General features: G+C 38.0%; 20 protein-coding genes. 4 read left to right on the forward strand and 16 right to left on the reverse strand.

Annotation, left to right across the window (positions count from 1 at the left end):
* The first annotated feature begins 79 nt into the window (after window positions 1–79).
* Entirely contained in the window at window positions 80–1,276 is a 1,197-nt protein-coding gene (locus tag K4422_RS07745) for a toxic anion resistance protein (RefSeq protein ID WP_206902231.1), read from the forward strand.
* 234 nt (window positions 1,277–1,510) lie between these two features.
* Window positions 1,511–2,293, forward strand: a complete 783-nt coding sequence (locus tag K4422_RS07750) for an ABC transporter ATP-binding protein (RefSeq protein WP_230710318.1) — start codon at window positions 1,511–1,513, stop codon at window positions 2,291–2,293.
* A gap of 73 nt (window positions 2,294–2,366) precedes the next feature.
* Here the strand turns inward: K4422_RS07750 and K4422_RS07755 are convergent, their stop codons facing one another.
* The 9 genes from K4422_RS07755 to K4422_RS07795 form a co-directional block, all read right to left on the reverse strand.
* Window positions 2,367–3,740 carry an amino acid permease gene (locus K4422_RS07755; RefSeq protein WP_206902229.1) on the reverse strand — a complete coding sequence of 458 codons (1,374 nt, stop codon included), beginning with the start codon at window positions 3,738–3,740 and terminating at the stop codon, window positions 2,367–2,369.
* A 44-nt stretch (window positions 3,741–3,784) separates the two neighbouring features.
* On the reverse strand, window positions 3,785–4,660 hold the full coding sequence (locus K4422_RS07760) for a GRP family sugar transporter (protein ID WP_206902228.1): 876 nt from the start codon (window positions 4,658–4,660) through the stop codon (window positions 3,785–3,787).
* Between the two features lie 99 nt (window positions 4,661–4,759).
* A complete protein-coding gene (gene sapS / locus K4422_RS07765; RefSeq protein WP_230710320.1) occupies window positions 4,760–5,785 on the reverse strand; it encodes a two-component system sensor histidine kinase SapS in 1,026 nt (341 codons plus the stop codon).
* Between the two features lie 51 nt (window positions 5,786–5,836).
* Window positions 5,837–6,511 (reverse strand): two-component system response regulator SapR, encoded by a 675-nt coding sequence (gene sapR, locus K4422_RS07770; protein WP_206902226.1) that lies wholly within the window; start codon window positions 6,509–6,511, stop codon window positions 5,837–5,839.
* 219 nt (window positions 6,512–6,730) lie between these two features.
* Window positions 6,731–6,934: a hypothetical protein gene (locus K4422_RS07775; RefSeq protein ID WP_206902225.1), complete on the reverse strand. Its 204-nt coding sequence runs from the start codon at window positions 6,932–6,934 to the stop codon at window positions 6,731–6,733.
* Window positions 6,935–7,018: 84 nt separating this feature from the next.
* Window positions 7,019–8,524, reverse strand: a complete 1,506-nt coding sequence (locus K4422_RS07780; RefSeq protein ID WP_230710323.1) for a phosphomannomutase/phosphoglucomutase — start codon at window positions 8,522–8,524, stop codon at window positions 7,019–7,021.
* A gap of 112 nt (window positions 8,525–8,636) precedes the next feature.
* Window positions 8,637–10,031: a glutamate decarboxylase gene (locus tag K4422_RS07785; RefSeq protein ID WP_230710325.1), complete on the reverse strand. Its 1,395-nt coding sequence runs from the start codon at window positions 10,029–10,031 to the stop codon at window positions 8,637–8,639.
* A 276-nt stretch (window positions 10,032–10,307) separates the two neighbouring features.
* Window positions 10,308–11,963 carry a phosphoenolpyruvate carboxykinase (ATP) gene (locus K4422_RS07790; protein ID WP_230710327.1) on the reverse strand — a complete coding sequence of 552 codons (1,656 nt, stop codon included), beginning with the start codon at window positions 11,961–11,963 and terminating at the stop codon, window positions 10,308–10,310.
* 105 nt (window positions 11,964–12,068) lie between these two features.
* Window positions 12,069–12,572, reverse strand: a complete 504-nt coding sequence (locus tag K4422_RS07795; protein ID WP_230710329.1) for a methylated-DNA--[protein]-cysteine S-methyltransferase — start codon at window positions 12,570–12,572, stop codon at window positions 12,069–12,071.
* A 121-nt stretch (window positions 12,573–12,693) separates the two neighbouring features.
* Here K4422_RS07795 and K4422_RS07800 point away from each other — a divergent pair, with 121 nt between their 5' ends.
* The gene (locus K4422_RS07800; protein WP_230710335.1) at window positions 12,694–13,584 is read left to right on the forward strand and encodes a GIY-YIG nuclease family protein; all 891 of its coding nucleotides are present in this window, start codon (window positions 12,694–12,696) and stop codon (window positions 13,582–13,584) included.
* An 81-nt stretch (window positions 13,585–13,665) separates the two neighbouring features.
* On the opposite strand, the gene dtd is transcribed toward K4422_RS07800, so the two are convergent.
* The 7 genes from dtd to K4422_RS07835 form a co-directional block, all read right to left on the reverse strand.
* Window positions 13,666–14,112: a D-aminoacyl-tRNA deacylase gene (gene dtd, locus K4422_RS07805; protein ID WP_230710337.1), complete on the reverse strand. Its 447-nt coding sequence runs from the start codon at window positions 14,110–14,112 to the stop codon at window positions 13,666–13,668.
* 3 nt (window positions 14,113–14,115) lie between these two features.
* Window positions 14,116–16,326 carry a RelA/SpoT family protein gene (locus K4422_RS07810; RefSeq protein ID WP_230710338.1) on the reverse strand — a complete coding sequence of 737 codons (2,211 nt, stop codon included), beginning with the start codon at window positions 16,324–16,326 and terminating at the stop codon, window positions 14,116–14,118.
* Window positions 16,327–16,605: 279 nt separating this feature from the next.
* Entirely contained in the window at window positions 16,606–17,262 is a 657-nt protein-coding gene (locus K4422_RS07815; RefSeq protein WP_230710340.1) for a deoxyribose-phosphate aldolase, read from the reverse strand.
* A gap of 12 nt (window positions 17,263–17,274) precedes the next feature.
* Window positions 17,275–18,021: a 16S rRNA (uracil(1498)-N(3))-methyltransferase gene (locus tag K4422_RS07820; protein ID WP_230710342.1), complete on the reverse strand. Its 747-nt coding sequence runs from the start codon at window positions 18,019–18,021 to the stop codon at window positions 17,275–17,277.
* A 1-nt stretch (window position 18,022) separates the two neighbouring features.
* Window positions 18,023–18,970 (reverse strand): 50S ribosomal protein L11 methyltransferase, encoded by a 948-nt coding sequence (gene prmA, locus K4422_RS07825; RefSeq protein ID WP_206902215.1) that lies wholly within the window; start codon window positions 18,968–18,970, stop codon window positions 18,023–18,025.
* Window positions 18,971–19,054: 84 nt separating this feature from the next.
* Entirely contained in the window at window positions 19,055–19,534 is a 480-nt protein-coding gene (locus K4422_RS07830; RefSeq protein WP_206902214.1) for a DUF3013 family protein, read from the reverse strand.
* A 2-nt stretch (window positions 19,535–19,536) separates the two neighbouring features.
* A complete protein-coding gene (locus tag K4422_RS07835; protein ID WP_230710344.1) occupies window positions 19,537–20,169 on the reverse strand; it encodes a DNA-3-methyladenine glycosylase in 633 nt (210 codons plus the stop codon).
* 342 nt (window positions 20,170–20,511) lie between these two features.
* On the opposite strand from K4422_RS07835, the gene K4422_RS07840 reads away from it, so the two are divergent.
* The gene (locus K4422_RS07840; protein WP_230710346.1) at window positions 20,512–21,813 is read left to right on the forward strand and encodes a replication-associated recombination protein A; all 1,302 of its coding nucleotides are present in this window, start codon (window positions 20,512–20,514) and stop codon (window positions 21,811–21,813) included.
* Window positions 21,814–21,815 lie beyond the last annotated feature (2 nt).

Genomic DNA, 21,815 nt, shown 5'->3' on the forward strand with positions numbered 1-21,815 from the left:
ACAGAAAAAAATCTAGCGCAAGCTAGATTTTTTATTAAACACTTATTTAGGTCAATGACTTAATATTGGAGGAATGAACATGGCGGATACACCCGAAACACAACAAAACGTCGATCAAACACTAGACGATTTATTAAACAATCCTTTTACTACACCAGTAGGTTCTTTAACACAGACACAGCAAAACGAAATTAACGTTTTGAAAGACCAACAAAAAGCAGAGCGGCTTGTCGATAAACTCCCAGAAGATCGTAAAGTACAAGCACAAGAGCTTGCTGCAAAAATCGATGTTAGCGATCAACAAGGCGTTATTACTTACGGCGCAGTAGCACAACAAAAATTAAGCGAGTTTTCTCAATCCATGTTAAATCACGTGCAAGCAGCGGATATTGGTCCTGTTGGCGATTCGTTGACAGATTTAATGTATCGTTTAAACGAAGCCAATCCTGACGATTTAAGAGCTGGGGAGGGTAATGTTTTTAAACGAATGTTTGGCAAAGTAAAACAATCAATTTATGAAATTACGGCCAAGTATCAAAAAATCGGGGCCCAAATTGATAAAATTGCCGTTAAATTGGACAAAGAAAAAGATGGCTTATTAAAAGATAACTTAATGTTGGAGCAACTTTACCATAAAAACAAAGATTATTTTGATGCCTTAAATCTTTACATTGCCGCTGGTGAATTAAAGATGGAAGAATTACAAACCAAAATTATCCCAGAAGCAGTAGCCAAAGCACAAGCATCCGGTGATCAAATGGATGTCCAAATCGTCAATGACTATAATCAATTTTTAGACCGTTTGGATAAACGAACCCATGATTTGCGTTTAGCGCGTCAAATCACGATCCAACAAGCACCGCAAATTCGTTTAATTCAAAATACCAACCAAGCATTAGCAGAAAAGATCCAAGCGTCTGTTAATACAGCTATTCCATTGTGGAAAAACCAAGTTGTGATTGCCTTGACCCTATTACGTCAAAAAGATGCTGTAACAGCACAACGTCAAGTTTCTGAAACAACCAATGAATTGTTGAAGAAAAACTCTGAAATGTTAAAAGTTTCTGCAATTGAAACAGCTAAGGAAAACGAACGTGGCATTGTGGATATTGAGACCTTGCAAAAAACTCAAAACGACTTAGTCGAAACTATCCAACAAACCTTACAAATTCAACGAGAAGGTAAAGAAAAACGCCGCGCCGCTGAAGTGGAATTGGGCCATATGGAGGCTGATTTAAAACAACGCCTCTTGGAATTAACCCAAAGCGAAAAATAATTTTTGATAAGCTACCTGAGTGCTAAAGAAAAAAAGTCAGTTGAACTTTCTTCTTTAGTACTTTTTTATTTCACATAACAGCTTAAAACCCTCTGCAAAATACAGCTGCATCGCTACAGCTGCACTGCAGTATTTTCTTTTACTTGTGCATATTTTTTTATGATAGCCAAACGTTGCTACCTCTGCTATCATTAAATTGTAGGAAAATTCTGCTAATTAAAAGGTGGGCTTACCATGACAATTTTAAGTTTTGAAGCAGTCAATTTAATTCGTAAACAAAAAGTTTTATTGAATAATATCAACTGGAGAATTGAAAATGGCGAAGATTGGGCTATTTTAGGCTTAAATGGCGCTGGTAAGACATTATTATTGCAAATGATTGCCGGAAATATTTGGCCGTCAAATGGTAAACTAACTGTTTTGGAATCTGAATTTGGGAAAGCAAATATACCTAATTTAACAAAACGGATCGGCTGGGTCAGCAATGTCGTAGAGGCAAAATTGTATCAAAGTGACACTGCACTTTCCATCGTCATCTCTGGTAAATTTGCCAGTATTGGCTTATGGCAAGAACACAATCGGGCAGATGAAGAAAAAGCAGCTGCCCTATTAACCACATTAGGAGGCGGCCAACTGCTGCAAAAGCCTTATCAAATTTTATCCCAAGGAGAAAAACAAGTTGTTTTAATTGCCCGCGCCCTCATGGCTGACCCCGAGCTTTTAATTTTAGATGAGCCTTGTAATGGTCTGGATCTATTTGCAAGAGAAGACTTATTAGCAAAGATTACCAAACTAAAACAGCAAAAAAATGCCCCAACGATTTTATTTGTCACCCACCACACCGAAGAAATTTTACCATTTATTTCACAAGTCCTAATGATTCGCAATGGTCAAATTTATGCCAAAGGAACACCCGCTGAATTAATCACCGTGCCTGTTTTAAATGACTTTTATGAACGGCCGATTCAAATTAAGATCTTAAATCAAGACCGCCTACTCGTTTATCCAAAATCATAAATTTTCTAGCTAAAATGAAAAAAGATGTCAAAAACTCCCTACTTAATTTGGAAGTTTTTGACATCTTTTCAATTTATTCGTTGTTCATCTTACTGTTGCGATACCCATAGAAAAAGTAAATTGCTAAACCTAATACTAACGTTACAGCAAAAACAAGATACGTGGTCACGCTAAACTGTGCAATTAAAAAGATACAAGCCAGCACCGATAAAATTGGCAACAAGGGTACAAAGGGCACTGCAAATTGGCCTTTTTCTGGTTTACCAAATTCTTTCCGTAATTTCAAAATACCACCAGAAACCATCATTAAGTAAACCAAGGCGGCAATGTTCGTCAACTCCGCCAAAATCTGCAACGGAAAAGCAGCGGCAAAGAATAATGCAAAGGCTCCCGCGACAAAAGTCGCATTTTTTGGTGTACGCGTTTTTTGATCAATTTTTTGCATTTGCTTTGGTAAAAGACCATCTTTGCTTATGGCATACAATAAACGCGCTAAAGAATACATCATTGAAATTGTTACCGTTAGTAGTGTTAAAATGGCCCCCACAGAAATTACAGAACCTAAAAAGCCGTGTCCGGCATAACGCATCACAAACGCCATTGGATCAGATACTTGTAACTTAGCAAATGGTACAACCCCAGTCGAAATCAACGTTACAATAATATATAAAATAGTTGCAATACCAATAGAGCCAATAATTCCTTTTGGTACATCCTTCTGCGGATTTTTCACTTCTTCTGCTGCCATTGCCACTGAATCAAACCCTAAAAAGGCAAAGAAAACTAAAGATGATCCGCGAAAAACACTACTGGCACCATTCGGCATAAACGGTGTCCAGTTATTGGGTTTAATATAAAAGATTCCAACCGCAATAAATAAAATAATAATGAAAAATTTCACCCACACCATCGCATTGTTTAAGCGTAATGCTTTTTTTGCTTCTTGGCTCACCCAAAAAGTAATAAAAACAATCACCAATGCAGCAATCAAGTCGATATATGTGCCATTTGCAGCATTATATCCAGCTGTTAGCCCCTTGGGTAAATGAATACCCCAGCTACCCAAAAATCCCTGCATATAACCTGACCAACCAGAAGCGACTGATGAAACAGCTAATAAAAACTCACAAATTAAAAACCAGCCTGTAAACCAAGCGGCAAATTCACCAAAGACAACATACATGTAGGCATATGGTCCGCCGATAACAGGAATACGCGCTGAAAATTCAGCAAAACAAAGTCCTGATAAACCCACTACTACCGCTGCTAAAACAAAAGATAACGTTAATGCCGGACCAGCATGATTGGCGTCTGGCACCCCCGTAATCACAAAAATCCCCGTTCCGATAATAGCGCCAATTCCCAGCATAATTAAATCTTTTAGCTGCAGATTACGCTTTAGGTCATTAGCATAACCTGTTTCAATCTCTTTTTTGCGAAAATTCATTGGGCTCCCCCTCATAATTTAACGATATTTCTTTTAGTCGACTTTTAAGATAAAGCCTTCATATATCCTAAAAGAATACCACCAAAAATAACAAGAAGGCAACCGATAATGACATAAAACATTTCTTTTTTCGTCTTGTGTTCACCTAATAAGAAAATTCCACCCAAAGTCGAAATGATAATCCCCATTTGTGATAACGAAAATCCGACCGCTAGGCCAACGGTTTGAATGGATAACAGCATACAAATATTTCCGATCCCCCACAAAAGGCCCGAAGTAATATTGCGCCAGACATATTTATCAAAGGCAACTTTTCGCGCTGAAAAACATAACGCACCAGTTAACATCCCAATACTTTGAGGTAAAATAATTGCTAAAGGATCAAGTCCAGCCCAAGTAATGATAATCGTATAAAGACCATAGCCAATTGTCGAAATAAACAAGAAACGAAACCCCTTGCCAAAATCATACATTTTCATACCGGCTTCTGGTTTACTTTTACCATTGGGATCTTTACGGGAAGTTAAGTAAGCTCCCGCTACTAATAATGCCAAAGCTAAAAATCCTAGAATAAAATCTCGCCCATGACGCCATTCATGAAAGAAAATAGCCCCAGCAATTGTATTTAGCATCAATTGCATCCCTGTTGAAAGTGGTAAGCCAACTGAAACGCCCATGGCCTTCATGGCATGAAACTGGCCATTTTGTCCCACAAACCAAAACAAGCCTGAAATAAAACCAATCATAATTGTTAACATATCAATGCTTGGTCGCATAACAAAAAAGATTCCCAGTGAAAAAATAAACGCTCCCATCGTCATTCCAAGGGTTTGTTGATTGGCATCGCCACCTAATTTTCCACTTACTAATCCAATGCTGCCCCAAGCAAACATTGGTACTAAAGCTACTAATAAAGCCATTGACATTCTCCTCAATCTATATAATCTAAAAAGACACCCAATCAGTGTAGCAGTGAAAACGTTTTGCAAACAAGAAAAAACTCGCAGTTTCCTACGAGTTTAGCGCTGTTCTTGATAATAAGAGACATACGGAAAGAACAATGTCATGGCTGTGCCAACTCCTACGGTTGATTCCGCTGTTAATTCTACGCCCAACTGATTTGCCAAATTTTGCGCTAAATAAAGCCCCAAGCCTGTTGCATGCATTTCAGAAAAGCGACCGTTTTGGCCAGTAAAACCTTTATCAAAAATACGGCGTAAATCTTCTTTGGGAATCCCAATTCCACTGTCTTTTACTGTCAAAGTTACCCCTTTATCAGATTTATCGAGTAAAATGAAAATTTCACCATTTTCCGGCGTATATTTAATCGCGTTACTTAACAGCTGTTGAAAAATAAAGCCAATCCACTTCGCATCAGTTAGCACACTATGATTTTCACCAATAACTTGATACCGCAATTTCTTTTGAATAAAATAGTTGGCATTGCTCCGCATAATTGGCTGTATCACACTCTTTAACTTCGTTTCCTCAATTAAATAATCTTTTGAAAAATTATCCAAGCGAGCAACGTATAAAACTTGTTCAACATAGCCATCAATTTTGCCTAATTCATTTTCTAATTGCATATATTTTTCATCAGAAATATCAAATTCTACTGCATGTAGCAAAAGACGACTAGCTGCTAATGGGACTTTAATTTCATGAACCCAAGAGTCGATATAGTCTTTTTGCTCTTCTTGGGCCGCTATTATTTTTTGCATATGGACTTGATGTTCCCGAATAATTTGGTTAATGAAGTCTTGTTGTACTTGTTCTTCGTAAGTTCTTGCCCCAGTTAAATAATTTTGAATGGGACTTTCTTCTTCGGCAGACTGTAATTTTTGCCACCAGCGACGCTTATAATAATAATGATAAATTAGAATTACCGCAAAAAATACCCCTTCGATTAAGGCCAAATAGCCAACATTGCGCCAACTCATCTGAAATCCTGGTGTTAACCACATCACAAATGCCGTTAAAAAGACAAAACCGACCCAGCCAAAAACTAATAACCATTGATCTTTTAAATATTTTAAAAAATTCATGTTAGCTCCTAAATTTGAAATTCTGACCTGTTGTACCGGGGAAAAAATAACTTACGGAACAATATAACCTTGTCCTACTTTAGTTTCAATGTAGTCTTTCACACCAGCCTGTTCAATTTTTCGACGCAGGCGATTAATATTCACGGTTAACGTATTATCATCAACATAACGTTCATCATCCCACAACGCCCGCAGCAATTTTTCACGGGATAAAATTTTGCCATTATTCTTCATTAAGATGTACAACAGCCGGTATTCATTTTTACTCAAGTCAATTACTTCATCGTGAATCATCATGGTACTGTTGTCCACATTCAACGTTAAACCATTGTGGACCAACGTTTCAGCATTTGCTTCGGAATAATTGTAGGAACGTCGTAACAAAGCATTAATTTTTGCGACCAAGACATCCAATTCAAAAGGTTTCGTAACAAAGTCATCTGCCCCCATGTTCATGGCCATAATCATATCCATATTCGTATTGCGACTCGAAATGAAAATAATCGGCACCTTAGAAACTTCACGAATTTTTTGACACCAGTAATAGCCATCAAAAACTGGCAAATTAATATCTAATAAAACCAATTGTGGTTCTTCTTCACTAAAATCACTAAAAACATTTTCAAAATTGGTGGTGCCAAAGACATCAAATTGCCACTTTTTTAACTCTTCCATAATTAACTGACGAATGACTCCTTCGTCTTCTACTACCATAATTTTTGCCATGATATCCTCCTATCAGACACATTCGTTTAAAATACTCGCTAGTATCACGTTAGCGCATTTTAGTTTTTGTCGCAAGTTCTGACTGCTGATTTAAAAATAACTTAGCTAATTTAGACTGATACAAGGTCACGATTGAAGTTACTTATAAAACACCGTCTAGCTAAAATAAATGACTGTGCCAAAAATATTGGCACAGTCATTTATTATGTCTATTATAATTTATTCAATTAATAAAATGCCCTCTTCCACTAATTTGGCTATAAATAAAAATATTCCATCAGCAAATAAGACACTCATATTAACGCCAAAGTATAACGCTATTTTTTCAAACCAATCACTGGGCCGATTTTTCAAATAACGATATGCTAAAAAATTACTCCCATACGTGATTACTGTTGCACCAACTAAAACCCAACCTATCATTTTTCTTACCCCTTTGACTAAAACCTTTTCATCTTTAGTTTTACCCAAGTTTGACAAATTTTGCAAGCGTTATCCAGACAGAAGTTATTTTTTGTCAAAAGGTGCCAAGTCCAATTCCGTAAATGTAGCAAAAAACTCACGTAAAACCGGCAAAACTTTTTCAATCATGCCCACTTCATCGTTTTCTACTTGTAAAACCAACAATGGTTCATGCAAACTTAGTCGTAATAAAAGCCAGCCTGCACCATAAGGTTCACTCAGGGTCAAGCGCACCCCTTCTTCGTTTTCCTTATCTTCTTTAAATCCGACAAAATCGGCTGCTCTTAACGCGTCAATCACTTCTTGACCATAAACTTTAAAATTGCTTTCATTAATTTTTAGCCGAATTTCTAAAGTTTCCGCTGGTTGGTTTAACTGGTCAATCAAATCGGTGATTGTTTGACCTTGTGCTTTTAATTGAGGTAACATCATCAAAATTTTAGCAACAACATACGCACCGTCATCTAAATTATAGTTTTCTTTAAAGGCGGCATGTCCACTCGTTTCAATAGCTAACTGTGTATCAATCCCCTCTGCATTTAAAGCAATCATTTTATTAATCACATTTTTATATCCCGAAATGTAGCGAACCTGTTGCCCTCCTTGTAAAACGATGAAATCTTTTAGGTGGTCACTCGTTGGAGAATTCGTCACAATTGTCGCTCCAGGATGTTGGGTCAAAATAATTTTACTTAATACCGCAATTAGATTATTCCGATTTAAGACAGCGCCATTTGGCCCTACTAAAGCCGCTCGATCTACATCCGTATCAAAAATTACTCCTAAATCAGCTTTTTGTATTAAAACAGCAGCTTTGATGCTGGCCATTGCTTCTTTATTATCCGGATTTGGGATATGGTTGGGAAAATTCCCATCAGGGTTTAAAAATTGCGAACCACTTGTATCGGCACCTAGAACTTGCAAGACTTTTTCTGCAAAAAAGCCACCTGCCCCATTGCCGGCATCTACAACAATATGCCAGCCTGTTAATGGTTTTTCACCAAAGTCTTTGGTTGCAGCTTTTATTTTTGCAACCAAATCAGCACTATATATAGAAATCAAGTCCGCAGTTTGATAGGTTCCTTCAAAATTATTTTCATGAATTTCAGGATGGGCCATGATGTAGCGAATATCCTCTTCTTCTACACCGCCGGCTTTGGTAAAGATTTTTACACCATTATAATAATAAGGTAAGTGACTTGCAGTCAGCATAATGCCCGCATCACAGTTAAATTGTGCAAATTGCGTACTCATAAACATTGCTGGGGTCGTTGCAAGATCAAAATCAATCACATTTACTCCTTGCTTTTGTAAAGCAGCAACAAAAGCTTTTTTCAACTCTGGACCACTAATCCGGCTATCTCGTCCAATTCCTACCCGTAATTTTTTGCTCTTATATTTTTGCGCTAAGCCTTTATTTTGTAAAAATTGAATCAGCCCTGCTGCAATTTCTTCCATCTCTACTGGTGTCAAATTTGCCATAAAATCTGTTGTTGCTACTGCAATTCCACGAATATCTGAACTTAATGCCAATGGTAATTTCTTTGCCAAAATAAGCACCCTTTCTGAAAACGCTTTTCCTTAGTATAACAGATTCTTTTTTAACTCGCATTACTTTTTTGGTAAAAAATACTTTTATACTTTTCAAATAATTTGCGCATCTTTAATGAGTAAAGCCATAATTTTTCCGTTCAGTTTTTTCGTGAAAAACCAAATGACTCTGCTCTAACTCTGTGATGGCCGCCTTTAAATCTTCAATAAAATCATGCGCCATATTCATCCCAAAATCACTCCGAACTACAATCCGCTGAATTACTTGATTGTCTAAAGACTTCGGCAAAGGATAGGTTGGAACTTGCCAGCCTTTCATTAATAGGCGATCAGACAAATCATAAAGTGTCCACTGCCGTTTTTCGTCGGGGTGTAACTGATAACACACAAGCGGTAATTGCTTACCGTCATTAATCAATTCAAATTGATGCGACTCTTTTAATTTTTCTGCTAGGTACATGGCAACATCATGGGTGCGCTTGTGGATACTTTGATAGCCGTTAAAGCCAAAGCGTACAAAATTATAGTATTGTCCAATCAACTGTGCAGCGCTATGGGAAAAATTGATTGCCATCGTTGGCAACTCACCACCTAAGTAGCTCACCTTAAAAATTAATTCTTCTGGTAAAAATGATCTATTCTTCCATACCACCCAACCAACACCAGGATAAACTAATCCATACTTATGACCTGATGCATTAATTGAGATAACATTTTCTAATTGAAAGTCCCATTTTAAATCTGGTTCTACAAAAGGTGCATACAATCCCCCTGAAGCTGCATCTACGTGGATATAAACCTTGTGTTCTGTCTGTTTGTTATATTCTGTTAATTTTGCATCGAGTTTTTCTATATCATCGTATTGACCTGTGTAGGTAATACCTAAAATTCCTACGACGCCAATGGTATATTCATCAACTTCAGCCATTGCTTTTTCAATATCTAAAGAAAGACAATCAGCTGTCAATGGTATTTCCCGAAGCTCAATGTCCCAATAGACACAAAATTTCTCCCAACAAACTTGATAACCTGACGAAATAATTAAATTGGGTTTTCTTTTTTCAAGCGCCACGCCTAGTTTTGCAGCCCGTTTACGCCATGAAAACTTCATCGCCATCCCCGCTAACATACACGCCTCGGAAGAACCGATCGTAGAAGTCCCGATAAAATTTTCTTGTCCATGCCATAAATCTGCAATTATATTGACACAGCGATTTTCAATTTCGGCAGTCCGAGGATATTCGGACTTGTCAATGGCATTACGATCTAACGTCTCACTCATTAATTTGACCGCTTCTGGCTCCATATAGGTTTGGCAAAAAGTGGCTAAATTTAAGCGCGATTTTCCTTCATCTAACAAATCATCTTTAATCATTTGGTAGGCCACCCGCGGTTCCACTGATTGTTCTCCTAGTTTATAAGAAGGTAACATTTCATCTTCATCTCTAGTTCCAAAGATTGGTTCTAAATATTCCGCTTCACGGCGATTATTTTTTTCATAAAGCATTTTTTTCACTCCATTTCCCTCATAATGATTGTAAAAATAGCTATCTATTGACGAGTAAAAGACGGTAAGCCTGATTTAATCCTTTGACTAAATCTTAGTAATCACTCTACTGGTACTCTTTACCAAAAGCCAATTTGTAAATTTATCCAAAAAAAGTTCCTTTACACTGATATTGGTAAAATGAATTTTTATCGGTAAAAATCTGTAGCCTCTTGATAATGCAACCGCAAAAAAAATCCGCAAAGAAAACGATCTTTAGCGGATTTTCATTTTTACTTAGACTATTTGCTCCATTAATTTCTCCATAACTTTTGCAACTTCCTCTGGTAAAGCATTATAACCTTCATTTTCTTTAGTTTGCGCCAAGATAAAATCAAGGCGTCCTTGCATCCGCACTTTCAATTGTGTGAGATAGGTTGGATCTGTAAAGTCCACCTCAAAGCCTTCAATTGGCAAATAGCTCATATTTTCCAAAGGACCAAATGGTATAAAATCGGCAGTTGCCTCTACAATTTTTTCAATCGCCCCTAATGTATCTTGAGGTTTAACTTTTTTGCCTTTATAAAATCCGGTATTTAAAATATAACAAGCAGTGTCTGTCTTTTCGTTTGCAAAAATTTCTCGAAAATCAGCATAATCTTGACCTAATGGATAGCAGCGGAACGGATTGGCAAAAGGTTCAATTACCAATTTGTCCAAATCAACATTGCCGACGACATTTTCTGCTGTCGTCCGCTTTGTTGCAAGCGTTAAGCCAAAAACTGCCGCTAATGTTGGATCATCGATTTTAACAATCGGTGGTAAACTATCGTCTTTCATAATCCAAAAAATTGCATCAACTGCTTCTTTTAAATGATCGACGCGATTTGGTGTGACATAACGCGACTTAACCGTACGGCCGTTACCATTGCGAATATCTTGTGTAACAATTACTTTCTTTTCTTCATCGTCTAATGTTACCCCTACATTTTGGCAAGTCAGAAAATATTTTACTGCCTCATCTTCCAGTGGATAGTCTTGCGTTTTGTCGAAATAAGCCGGCTCTAATGCCGTTGTCGACCCGTGTTCTTTGTTGATGACAAAAGCATCATCATGTAAGACATCCACCTGATATTTATCCCCGTGTTTGGCTAGAGTGATTGTTGATTTACCTGAACCAGAAAGACCAAAAGCAGCCATTGTAAACTTGCTGTCATCTTTATGATATTGTTTCATACCACCGTGACATGCGACAAAACCATTGCGGTGTGCTGTTGCCCAAGCCAGCGTCAACGTAGCTTTTTTTAGTTCTCCGAAATAATTCAAACCCAAAACAGCAGCGACGTTATGTTCTGGATCAAATAACGCTAATCCATGTGGGAAATCCGGATGTGTCCATGTAGGATCTGCGTACAAATAAATATCATTTTCCGGATACTCAATTGAAGTTGCGTACAACTCTTGAAATTCATTGGTTAAAATTTGAAAATTTAGTAGATAAGAATAAAAGTTGGTTTCATAGCCTTCGGGCAATAACAAATGTCCCTTGACCATAAACTCCGGATCTAAGCCAACTAAAACTTCACCGCGGTAAAAGTTGTGATGCTGCCCGTCATACAAAGCTTGACGCAAAACGCCTTCATAAAAAGTGCGATCAATTCCAGGTTGCCCAATCACACGTCTTGCAGCAGCGGTACGCCCAGTGATTTTGCCGTCATTAAAAACAATCACCTTTGCATCTTGTGGTAAGCCTAACTCTTTAGTGTGAATGACTGGCATATCCGTGATGACTGCGCCAGGAACATTTTTTGCTAAGTCATAAGCGGTGGCTAAATCTTTTACCAGCGTAACATTGTTTCCATAAAAAACAGACTCCACCATTGTTTTAAAGCTTGAGAATAAATGATTATCAGGGTTAATAGCCTGATGTGAATAAGTGCCAACAGTTGCCATTTGTTCTCCTCCCATCGTATATATTAAAATTAAAGTGTTTACATGATAATAAATTAATTATAATACAACGTTGGTTTCTTGTCTTTTCATTTCCTTAAAAAAATTTTAATATGCAAATTCAGATATTCCTTCTTGCCGCAATAGCGCAACTTTCATCTCTATTCCGCCACGATAGCCCGTTAAGCGCCCGTTCTTTCCAATAATGCGGTGACAAGGTACAACAATCATAATCGGATTACGACCGACAGCATTGGCTACTGCCCGCACGCCTTTTTCATTACCGACTTGTCGTGCTAATTCACTGTAGGCAATGGTCTTACCATAAGGGACCGTTACTAATTTTTGCCACACTTGCTTTTGAAAATCGGTTCCCACAAAAGCCAAAGGAAAATTAAATTCTTCTAATTGACCATTAAAATATGCTGTTAATTGTTCTTTTACGTCCTGACTGCTCCCAATATCTTCTGTTATCGGCCAGCCTTTAAAAAACTTCGTCAACTCTTTTTTTGCTACCGCTGCCGTACCAATATAACAAACGCCGGCTTTAATGCGACCAACGACAAAATCATGGCTGCTACAAGTAAAACGATCCATCACAATAGTTTCCATCTTTTTCACCTCATTGTTATTGTACCTTGAATGTTGAAGAATTACTCTTCTTATGTTTTTGGCTAAATTTCTTTTTTACGTTATACTAAACCCACTAAAAATAAAAAAAAAAGACGAAATAATGACTTTACAAGATAAACTAAAAAAATTACCAGAAACACCCGGAATATATTTAATGAAAGATACCCATGGCGCTATTATTTATGTCGGTAAAGCGAAAAATTTAAAGCGACGCGTTCGCTCTTATTTTCAAAAAAATCAACAACATACCAAAAAAGTCCAACGTATGATTTTCAATATTGCTGATTTAGAAATTCGTCCAGTTGATACAGAATTAGATGCACTATTATTGGAATGTCGCCTAATCCAAGAAATTCATCCCCATTACAATCGCATTATGAACTATTATCAAAATTATTGTTACGTTGACTTTACTAAAACGGGGCCTATCTTAACTGATGTCCCCACTAAAACCAGCTTGGGCCCATTTCGTCAATATAAAAAACTGCCACAAATTTTAGCGTTACTATCAGAAACGTACTTGTTGCCGAATGTAAATAATGTAACAAAAAAAATGATTCTTCAACAATTGCCCACAGTGGAACAAACACCACTCTCAGAGCGTCTAAAAAATTGCCAACAATTTTTTGCCGGTAAAAAGACAAACTTGTTCAATTTATTAAACGCCCGCATTGCTTACAGCGCCAAGCAGCAAAATTTTGAACACGCTCAGTTGATAAAAGAGCAATTAGAACTTTGCCAACATTTCTATCATTACCTGCTGCAGCGCAATGAATTCTGTCAAAAAAAGCAATTGACGCTAAAACTTCCCTTAGGAGACGACAGAGAAAAAATTTATTTTATCGCTTATGGCGTCATTGTAGATACACAGATAAAAAAAAGCAGCCCAGCTGTCACTTTTCCAGACAAAAAATTTTCACCTGTAATCTTACAAAAAGCAGACGTTGACCCTTTGGATATTTTAAGAAGCTATTATGCCCGCTATCACTAGGCTCATTTTAATTTTCCTTTTACTTGATAATCAAAAAGACCAGCCCAAAAATCTAAAAGATTTTTTGGGCTGGTCTTTTATTTATTTGTCCCGCGTATCCATAATGATGGTTACCGGCCCATCATTGATTAAAGAAACTTGCATATCGGCGCCAAATTCACCCGTTTCTACCTTAAGTCCCTTTTGACGCAAACCATCGTTAAATGCCTCATACAACGGAATGGCCTGCTCTGGCCGCGCCGCTTTGACAAAACTCGGACGATTTCCTTTTTTTGTATCAGCATATAACGTAAATTGTGAAATGCTCAAAATACTACCAGAAATAGCATCAATGCTTAAATTCAGCTTACCTGCTTCATCTTCAAAAACACGCATCATGGCAACTTTACGCACTAAATAGTCCACATCTTCTTTTGTATCTTCTTCATGAATGCCAAGTAAAATCATAAACCCTTGATTAATTTCTCCAACGATTTTTTCATCAATTGCCACGCTGGCTGATTTTACCCGCTGTATAACTGCTCTCATTTTCTACCCCTTTGTTCGTCTGACACTGTAAACTTCAGGAATTTGTTTGATTTTATCAACAATCTGTTTCAAATGTGTTAAGTTCTGAATACCCACGGTAATGCGAATCGTTGCCATTTTATCTTTATTTGATTTGGCTTCTACACTTTGCAGGCGTTTGGTCATAGCGTTAACTGTTTGCAAGACATCATTTAAAAGACCCGAACGATCGTAACCATAAATTTCTAGATCGGCATCGTATTCTTTAGAATTATTGGAAGTATCTTCCCACTCTACTTCAATGAGCCGTTTTTCAGCCATTGGAGTGTTGACATTGGGACAATCCCGGCGATGAATCGAAATTCCCCGACCTTTGGTGATATAGCCGACGATATCATCGCCTGGCACTGGATTACAACAACGACTGATTCGAATAAGTAAATTATCTGCGCCTTCAATCACGATACCGCCATCATGACGAACTTTCATACGGTCTTCTTTTTTAGTCGCCGGCTGATTCATCATTTCTTGCACTTTTTGCTTTTCTTTTTCTTCTTTTTTCTGACGGCGTTCTTCTTCTGTTAAGCGATTTGCGACAGTTGTCGGACTAACTTCACCATAACCAACAGCAGCATACAAATCATCTTCTGATTGATAATTAAAACGTTCCAAAAGATCCGCCATTTTGTTTTTGTTCATATAATCTTTTGGTAAAAATTCCATTTCTTGCAATGTCTTATACACTGCATCATGGCCTTTTTGCACATTTTCTTCTCGATCTTGTGCTTTAAAGAAGCGTTTAATTTTATTTTTGGCTTTACTTGTGGCAACAAATTTTAACCAGTCACGACTCGGTCCAAAAGAATTCGGTGAAGTTAGAATCTCAACGATATCACCGTTTTTCAGTTTATAATCCAACTGCACCATCTTGCCATTGACCTTTGCACCAGTGGTCTTATTGCCAACATCTGTATGAATGCTGTAGGCAAAGTCTAGTGGTCCAGATCCTTGGGGTAATTCCGTTACATCCCCTTTTGGTGTAAAGACGTAAACTTTATCGCTAAAAATGTCCCCCTTAACACCTTCCATGAATTCTGAAGCGTCATAGCTTTCATCTTGTAGTTCCAAAATTTCTCTAAACCAACTAATTTGGTTCGTCATTTTATCTGGTTTTACTTTGTCTGTCTTACCTTCTTTATAGGCCCAGTGTGCTGCTACCCCAAACTCTGCAATTTCATGCATTTCATGGGTTCTAATTTGAATTTCAACAGGATTGCCTTTAGGACCAATAACAGTCGTGTGTAACGACTGATACATATTGGCTTTTGGCATCGCAATATAATCTTTAAACCGACCTGGCATCGGCTTCCATTTTGTATGAATGGTCCCTAAAACAGCATAACAGTCTTTAATCGTATCTACGATTACGCGAATTGCCAACAAGTCATAAATTTCTTCAAATTTTTTCTTTTGATCTACCATTTTGCGATAGATGGAGTAAATGTGTTTGGGACGACCATAAATTTCCGCGTAAATGTCTAACTCTTCTGTGGCCACCCGAATTTCTTCCACTGTTTCGGCCACGTAAGCTTCCCGTTCATCTCGTTTTGATTGCATTAAATGAACGATACGGTAATATTGCTGTGGGTTCAAATACCGCAAAGCCGTATCTTCTAGTTCCCATTTAATTCGACTAATCCCCAAACGATGTGCTAACGGCGCATAAATCTCCAATGTTTCTTTGGCAATTCGGCGCTGCTTGTCTTCTCGCAGATGTTTTAATGTTCGCATATTGTGCAAGCGATCTGCCAATTTGACCATAATAACTCGCAAGTCTTGTGCCATGGCAATCAACATTTTACGGTGATTTTCAGCTAGTTGTTCTTCATGGGATTTGTATTTAATTTTCCCCAGTTTTGTGACGCCATCTACTAACATCGCCACATCACTACCAAAATCCCGTGTCAAATCGGCTAAAGTTATGGGTGTATCTTCTACCACATCATGCAAAAATCCTGTTGCAACGGTATGTGGGTCCATATGCAATTCAGCTAAAATCCCCGCAACTTGAATGGGGTGAATAATGTAAGGTTCGCCAGATTTACGAAATTGTTCCTTGTGAGCTTCCGTGGCATAATCCAATGCTTTTTGCACAAAGGCCACATGTTCTGGGCTCATATATTGACTAACTAAACGAATCACACCGGGGCCTGTTACGATTTCATCTTTTGCCACAAGCATACCTCTTTTCTTTTGAAAAACTTTGTAAAAAATCATTTTTAGCTACTAAGGCGAAGTCTTGATTTACTACGTCGAATTATTCAAAATTTCGCCTTAATATCCTCAAAAACCGCTAAAAAAAAACAAGCAAACTTTAATTTAAACTCGCTAAATTTTGGCTTAAATTATTTTTCATTTTATGAAGAAAAGTACCGACAATAAAGCGGTACTTTGCGAATAATTAGGCTTATTATACACTAGAAACTAGCGAGATTTCAATTGCTTAAAACTTGCTTAAAACTCCCTTAATTCTGCCGTTAAATCCAAATTGGCTAAAGTTAAAACACCAAAACTATCAGCGCCACTTAAAATTAACTCTTGAAGCTGTTCGCTTGTTACACTGGTCAAATTGATTTGTAGTTTGACAGTTTTACCCGCGTCATAATCAAAAATTGTCGCATCGTGCTTGGCATTATCAAAAGAATCCCCTTCACCTAAGATTAAATGGTGCCAGCCCAACTCTTTAATTTGTTGGGCAATTTCGATTTTTTGCAATTCTTTTAAGTTGCGGCTGTCTACCCGGAGGCGTATTTCACCCCACGCCATTGCTAAAGATTGTAATGTTTTGTTTAGTTCTTTTGCTTTTGCACTTTGTTGAATGAGCATCGTAGGTGAAACAGTAATTTCCAAAAAATCAGCGCCACTTTGAAATGCTTTGCCAACCTCAAAAGCTTTTTTTGCAATCGTACCATTGCCTAAAGGATAGTCAATTACCGTACCAATTTCAATGGATGTCTTCGCTAGAAGCTGTTTTGCCCGCTCCAAATGATTAGGCAAGACAACAATTTCTTTTAAAGGCTTGTTCTGTAATGACAAAAGTTGATCTTTAAAATCCCAGTCTGTCATCGTCGGATCAACCAAACGTAAACTGATAATCTCACTAACTTTCATAAGCTCACCTCTTTACAATAATTCCCACTGATAACTAATCGCACTTAGTAAGTATAAGGGGGCTGTTTCTGTTCGTAAAATCCGTGGACCTAGACCGCATAATTTACCACCAGCTGCACGCATTTTTTCTATTTCACTAGGTGTAATCCCACCTTCTGGGCCAAAAATTGCAAGTAAGCGGCTGCCAGCTGGCAATTCTTGCAAAATTTGAACCAATTGGGCCTTTTCCCCTTCTTTAGCAGACTCTTCATAAGCTACGACAATTCCGTCGTATTCTGCTAATTTGTCCCACAATTGCCCTTCATTAGCTAAAAGTTCGACATTTGGCGTTAATTGCCGTTGTGATTGCTCAGCAGCTTCTTGGGCAATTTTTGTTAAACGTTGTTTTTTCTTTGCTAATTTTTTTTCATCCCATTTTACAACCGAACTTTGAGCAGGAAAGCCAATAAATTCATAGGCACCCAGTTCAGTTCCTTTTTGGACAATCCATTCCAACTTATCGCCTTTTGGATAACCACTGGCAATTGTAACCAAAAGAGGTAATTCTTTATTTTGCATTTCTTTAGCGACTTCCCTTAAAACGACCGCATTTTCTTCGACGGCGGTGATTTGGGCAATAATAGCAATCTGATCTTCATAAACCAGATATACTTCTTCTGCTGGCTTCATCCGCATGACACGAATCATATGATGAAAAGCTTCCCCTGCTAACCGGATTTCACCGCTTTGATATGGCGCGGAAATAAAGTAACGTTGCATCTTAAACTTCCTCTTTTTTCAAAATAATCGCAAACCAATCTTTTTGCTGCAAAATCTGCGCTACATAAAAGCCATAGGTGAATAAGACTTCCAGCACTTCATCTTTTTTATCTTCAATAATGCCAGAGACAATCAATGTTCCATCGGATTTTAATAAACGGTTGGCATCTGGAATCATTTTGATGATAATATCGGCTAAAATATTGGCAACGATAACATCAGCTTGAATTTCTACGCCATTTAATAAATCATTGGCACTTACTTGAACATCTTTTGCAACTGGGTTTAAGTCCATATTTTCTTGAGCCGCGCGTACAGCTACTTCATCTAAATCAAAAGCATGAACGTCATTTGCGCCCAAAAACTTGCTGGCTATACTCAATACACCAGAACCTGTCCCCACATCCAGCAGCGTTTCGCCACCGCGCAACGTCATTTCCAATGCTTGCAAAGTTAAATTAGTCGTTGGGTGTGTCCCTGTCCCAAAAGCCATGCCTGGATCTAATGTTATAATTTTTTCTTCCGGCATTAAAGCTGTATATTCTTCCCACTGGGGCACAATGGTTAGAAAACGTGTGACCCGCACTGGATGATAATATTTTTTCCAAGCTGTTGCCCAATCTTGCTCAGAAACTTCACTCGTCGTAACAATATTTGCCCCAATAGCTAAACCAAATTCCGGTAATTTATTAATCTGGTCTTTGATAAAAGGTAATATTTCTGGTAAAAATGTCGTTTCGGGAAAATAAGCTTGAACTGTCGCTGCTCCTTTATCTAACTTAGTAAAGTTTTCTTTGTCTAACAATTCACCAAAAGCGTCAGATTGAAAATATTCTGCATCCAAACTATCTTCAATCGCAACTCCGCTAGCGCCAGCCTCCATTAAAATATTTGCTACAGCTTCCACCGCTTCACTAGCCGTTTCCACTTTAATTTCATTCCATTTCATTTTTGTGCTCCTTTATAAAAGTTTTCGCAATAGCTGTTACAAACAGCCACTAAAATCAGTTATTCCTGCCTATTTTTAACTATATTAATAAGCAGGATAGGAAATATAACTATCCCCATCTTTTTTATAGCTGTTCATGATAGAAAATAAGACGTCATGATCAAAAGTTAGTGCAAAAACTTCTGCTGTTTCATCCGCCAAAAAATCCAGCAAATCACTTTGCCCCTCGTCTAAAACTAATTGTAAATAATCTACTAAACCATCTAACATCGCTTTTGGCATTCCCTTTTTTCCTTCATAGGGCAAGACAGCTAAATAGTCTGTTTCCTCAAATTTTGATTTTTGTGGATTAAATAATAAAATACCATCTTCAAATTCAATAATTTCTTCTTCTGATTCCACTCCAGCTGCATCATCAATTGTTAGTTTTGCCTTATTTTCAGCAAAAAGTCGCAGGACAATCTCAATGGTATGATTTTTCTTATCCCAATCTAGTGCAACATCATAATCGGGAATTTTTTTGGTTAGTGCTTCATCTAAATAAGTTAAAATATTGGTTTTCATTTCTATTTCCAGCCCCAATCTTCTGTAATTTTAGCTTTCTTTTGTTGTGAAATATAAGGATTGCCGGCAAGTGCATAACGCAATGGCATCTGCGTCCACTTTCCTTTATTGGGAATGCCGATACGTGGCAAGCGTAAAATTTCTTTGGGTTCTCGCTTTTTACTCGGCACAAGATGCAACGGACTCGAAAAAATCGAATCGCCATATAAATCTTTGCTAATCCCTAAAGCAGCCACTAATTTTCCTGGACCATTACTAATTTCTGGGCCGTATTTGCCACCACGATTTGCTTGCATTAATGAAATGCCCGCAGCCGGTTCAATCCCTCTGATCATGACCCCTTGAGGAATACCGGACTTTTGAGTGACCATATTCAAAATTAAATGGGTATGCATGGTATACAAATAAATCGTGCCCGCTTTTTCATACATCGCACGAACTCGGGGTGTTTTGCGCATGCCATAACTATGGGCAGCTTCATCTTCCGGACCTAGGTAAGCTTCACAGTCGACGATATAACCACCAGTAGTTCCTTTTGGCGTCACATTTTCTACATACATCCCAATCAAATACTCAGCAATTTCCGGTGTCGTTTTTGTATTAAAAATTTCTTGTGCTTCATTTAATGTACTCATCTCATTCACCTTCCCTCATTGTACACAAAAGACCTGCTTCTGACCATGAAATCAGTTGGTTTTTAAGGATTTTCCACAATTTCAAAAGATTTAATTGTCAAAAAGCTATGTTATACTTTAACCATCCTATATTGTATTCTAAAAAAATCAGAAAAAGCCAAACTAGCGAATTTCTCTTTAAAAAATATCCCCCTATTCTGACGTTTTTTTTCTGTTGCACGTTTTCAAAATTTCAAAAAATTGGCATGGGATACGGGATCAAAAAGTTAGCAACACTATTTTTTAAAGAGCTGCATTTTAGCTTACAACACACTATAAACCCTACAAAGGAGGCTTGCTCTCATGCAAAAGCCACTTGCTTTTCGCATGCGTCCCCGTAATTTAGATGAAGTGGTCGGCCAACAACAATTGGTAGGCCCAGGCAAAATTATCCGACGTATGGTGGAAGCCAAAATGTTATCTTCTATGATTTTATATGGACCACCTGGAACTGGTAAAACCAGTATTGCCTCAGCAATTGCTGGTTCGACCAAATACGCTTTTCGGATGCTAAATGCGGCAACAGATACAAAAAAAGATTTACAAGTTGTCGCCGAAGAAGCCAAGATGAGTGGGACAGTCATTTTATTATTAGATGAAGTCCATCGCCTAGATAAAACCAAGCAGGACTTTCTTTTACCTCATTTAGAAAGCGGCAGTATTATTATGATTGGTGCTACAACTGAAAATCCCTATATTACAATTAATCCAGCGATTCGCAGTCGATGCCAAATTTTTGAAGTCAAACCACTTTCAGAAGCTGATATTTTGCAAGCTGTCGATCTCGCGTTAAGTGATTCTAAACGAGGCTTAGGAGATTTTCCTGTTAAAATTGATGAAGACGCACGCCTTCATTTATCCCGCGCTACCAATGGTGACCTGCGTAGCGCCTTAAACGGACTGGAACTAGCCGTTCGCTCTACGCCAGAAAAAGACAGAGTAATTCATTTAACCCTTAGTATCATTGAAGAATGTATCCAAAGAAAAGCCCTTACCCACGATAAAGACGGTGATGCCCATTACGATGTTATTTCAGCCTTTCAAAAATCAATTCGCGGTAGCGACGTGGACGCCGCACTGCATTATTTAGGACGGCTAGTTGAAGCCGGGGATTTAGCGATTATTTGTCGCCGCTTAATGGTTATTGGCTACGAAGATATTGGCTTAGCAAATCCCGCCGCTGCGGCACGGACTGTCAATGCGGTTTTAGCGGCTGAACGTCTTGGTCTGCCAGAAGCACGAATTCCACTAGCAGATTGTGTCGTTGATTTATGTTTATCGCCTAAATCAAATTCCGCTTATGCCGCTCTTGATGCTGCCATTACTGATATTAGAACAGGAGCTACAGGGGATGTTCTCGATCACTTACGGGACAGTCACTACAAAGGGGCAAAAGATTTAGAGCGGGGAGTGGGTTATCAATATCCCCACAACTTCGAAGATTTTTGGGTTAATCAACAGTATCTCCCCGATAAAATCAAAGACGCGCATTATTATCACCCTAAAGCATCGGGAAAATATGAACAAGCATTAGGCCAACAATATTATCGTATCAAAGATTGGCAGCATAAAAGGCGACAAACCAAAAAGCTGTCAGACAGTTAAAG

The organism is Enterococcus sp. SMC-9 (genome assembly GCF_021011285.1).
GTDB lineage: Bacteria > Bacillota > Bacilli > Lactobacillales > Enterococcaceae > Enterococcus_C > Enterococcus_C montenegrensis.

Bases quoted from the DNA above. Each gene is read 5' to 3' on its own strand.
- K4422_RS07745 (WP_206902231.1), top strand. From the start codon at position 80: ATGGCGGATACACCCGAAACACAACAAAACGTCGATCAAACACTAGAC.
- K4422_RS07750 (WP_230710318.1), top strand. From the start codon at position 1,511: ATGACAATTTTAAGTTTTGAAGCAGTCAATTTAATTCGTAAACAAAAA.
- K4422_RS07755 (WP_206902229.1), bottom strand. From the start codon at position 3,740: ATGAATTTTCGCAAAAAAGAGATTGAAACAGGTTATGCTAATGACCTA.
- K4422_RS07760 (WP_206902228.1), bottom strand. From the start codon at position 4,660: ATGGCTTTATTAGTAGCTTTAGTACCAATGTTTGCTTGGGGCAGCATT.
- sapS (WP_230710320.1), bottom strand. From the start codon at position 5,785: ATGAATTTTTTAAAATATTTAAAAGATCAATGGTTATTAGTTTTTGGC.
- sapR (WP_206902226.1), bottom strand. From the start codon at position 6,511: ATGGCAAAAATTATGGTAGTAGAAGACGAAGGAGTCATTCGTCAGTTA.
- K4422_RS07775 (WP_206902225.1), bottom strand. From the start codon at position 6,934: ATGATAGGTTGGGTTTTAGTTGGTGCAACAGTAATCACGTATGGGAGT.
- K4422_RS07785 (WP_230710325.1), bottom strand. From the start codon at position 10,031: ATGCTTTATGAAAAAAATAATCGCCGTGAAGCGGAATATTTAGAACCA.
- K4422_RS07790 (WP_230710327.1), bottom strand. From the start codon at position 11,963: ATGGCAACTGTTGGCACTTATTCACATCAGGCTATTAACCCTGATAAT.
- K4422_RS07795 (WP_230710329.1), bottom strand. From the start codon at position 12,572: ATGGAAACTATTGTGATGGATCGTTTTACTTGTAGCAGCCATGATTTT.
- K4422_RS07800 (WP_230710335.1), top strand. From the start codon at position 12,694: ATGACTTTACAAGATAAACTAAAAAAATTACCAGAAACACCCGGAATA.
- dtd (WP_230710337.1), bottom strand. From the start codon at position 14,112: ATGAGAGCAGTTATACAGCGGGTAAAATCAGCCAGCGTGGCAATTGAT.
- K4422_RS07815 (WP_230710340.1), bottom strand. From the start codon at position 17,262: ATGAAAGTTAGTGAGATTATCAGTTTACGTTTGGTTGATCCGACGATG.
- K4422_RS07820 (WP_230710342.1), bottom strand. From the start codon at position 18,021: ATGCAACGTTACTTTATTTCCGCGCCATATCAAAGCGGTGAAATCCGG.
- prmA (WP_206902215.1), bottom strand. From the start codon at position 18,970: ATGAAATGGAATGAAATTAAAGTGGAAACGGCTAGTGAAGCGGTGGAA.
- K4422_RS07830 (WP_206902214.1), bottom strand. From the start codon at position 19,534: ATGAAAACCAATATTTTAACTTATTTAGATGAAGCACTAACCAAAAAA.
- K4422_RS07835 (WP_230710344.1), bottom strand. From the start codon at position 20,169: ATGAGTACATTAAATGAAGCACAAGAAATTTTTAATACAAAAACGACA.
- K4422_RS07840 (WP_230710346.1), top strand. From the start codon at position 20,512: ATGCAAAAGCCACTTGCTTTTCGCATGCGTCCCCGTAATTTAGATGAA.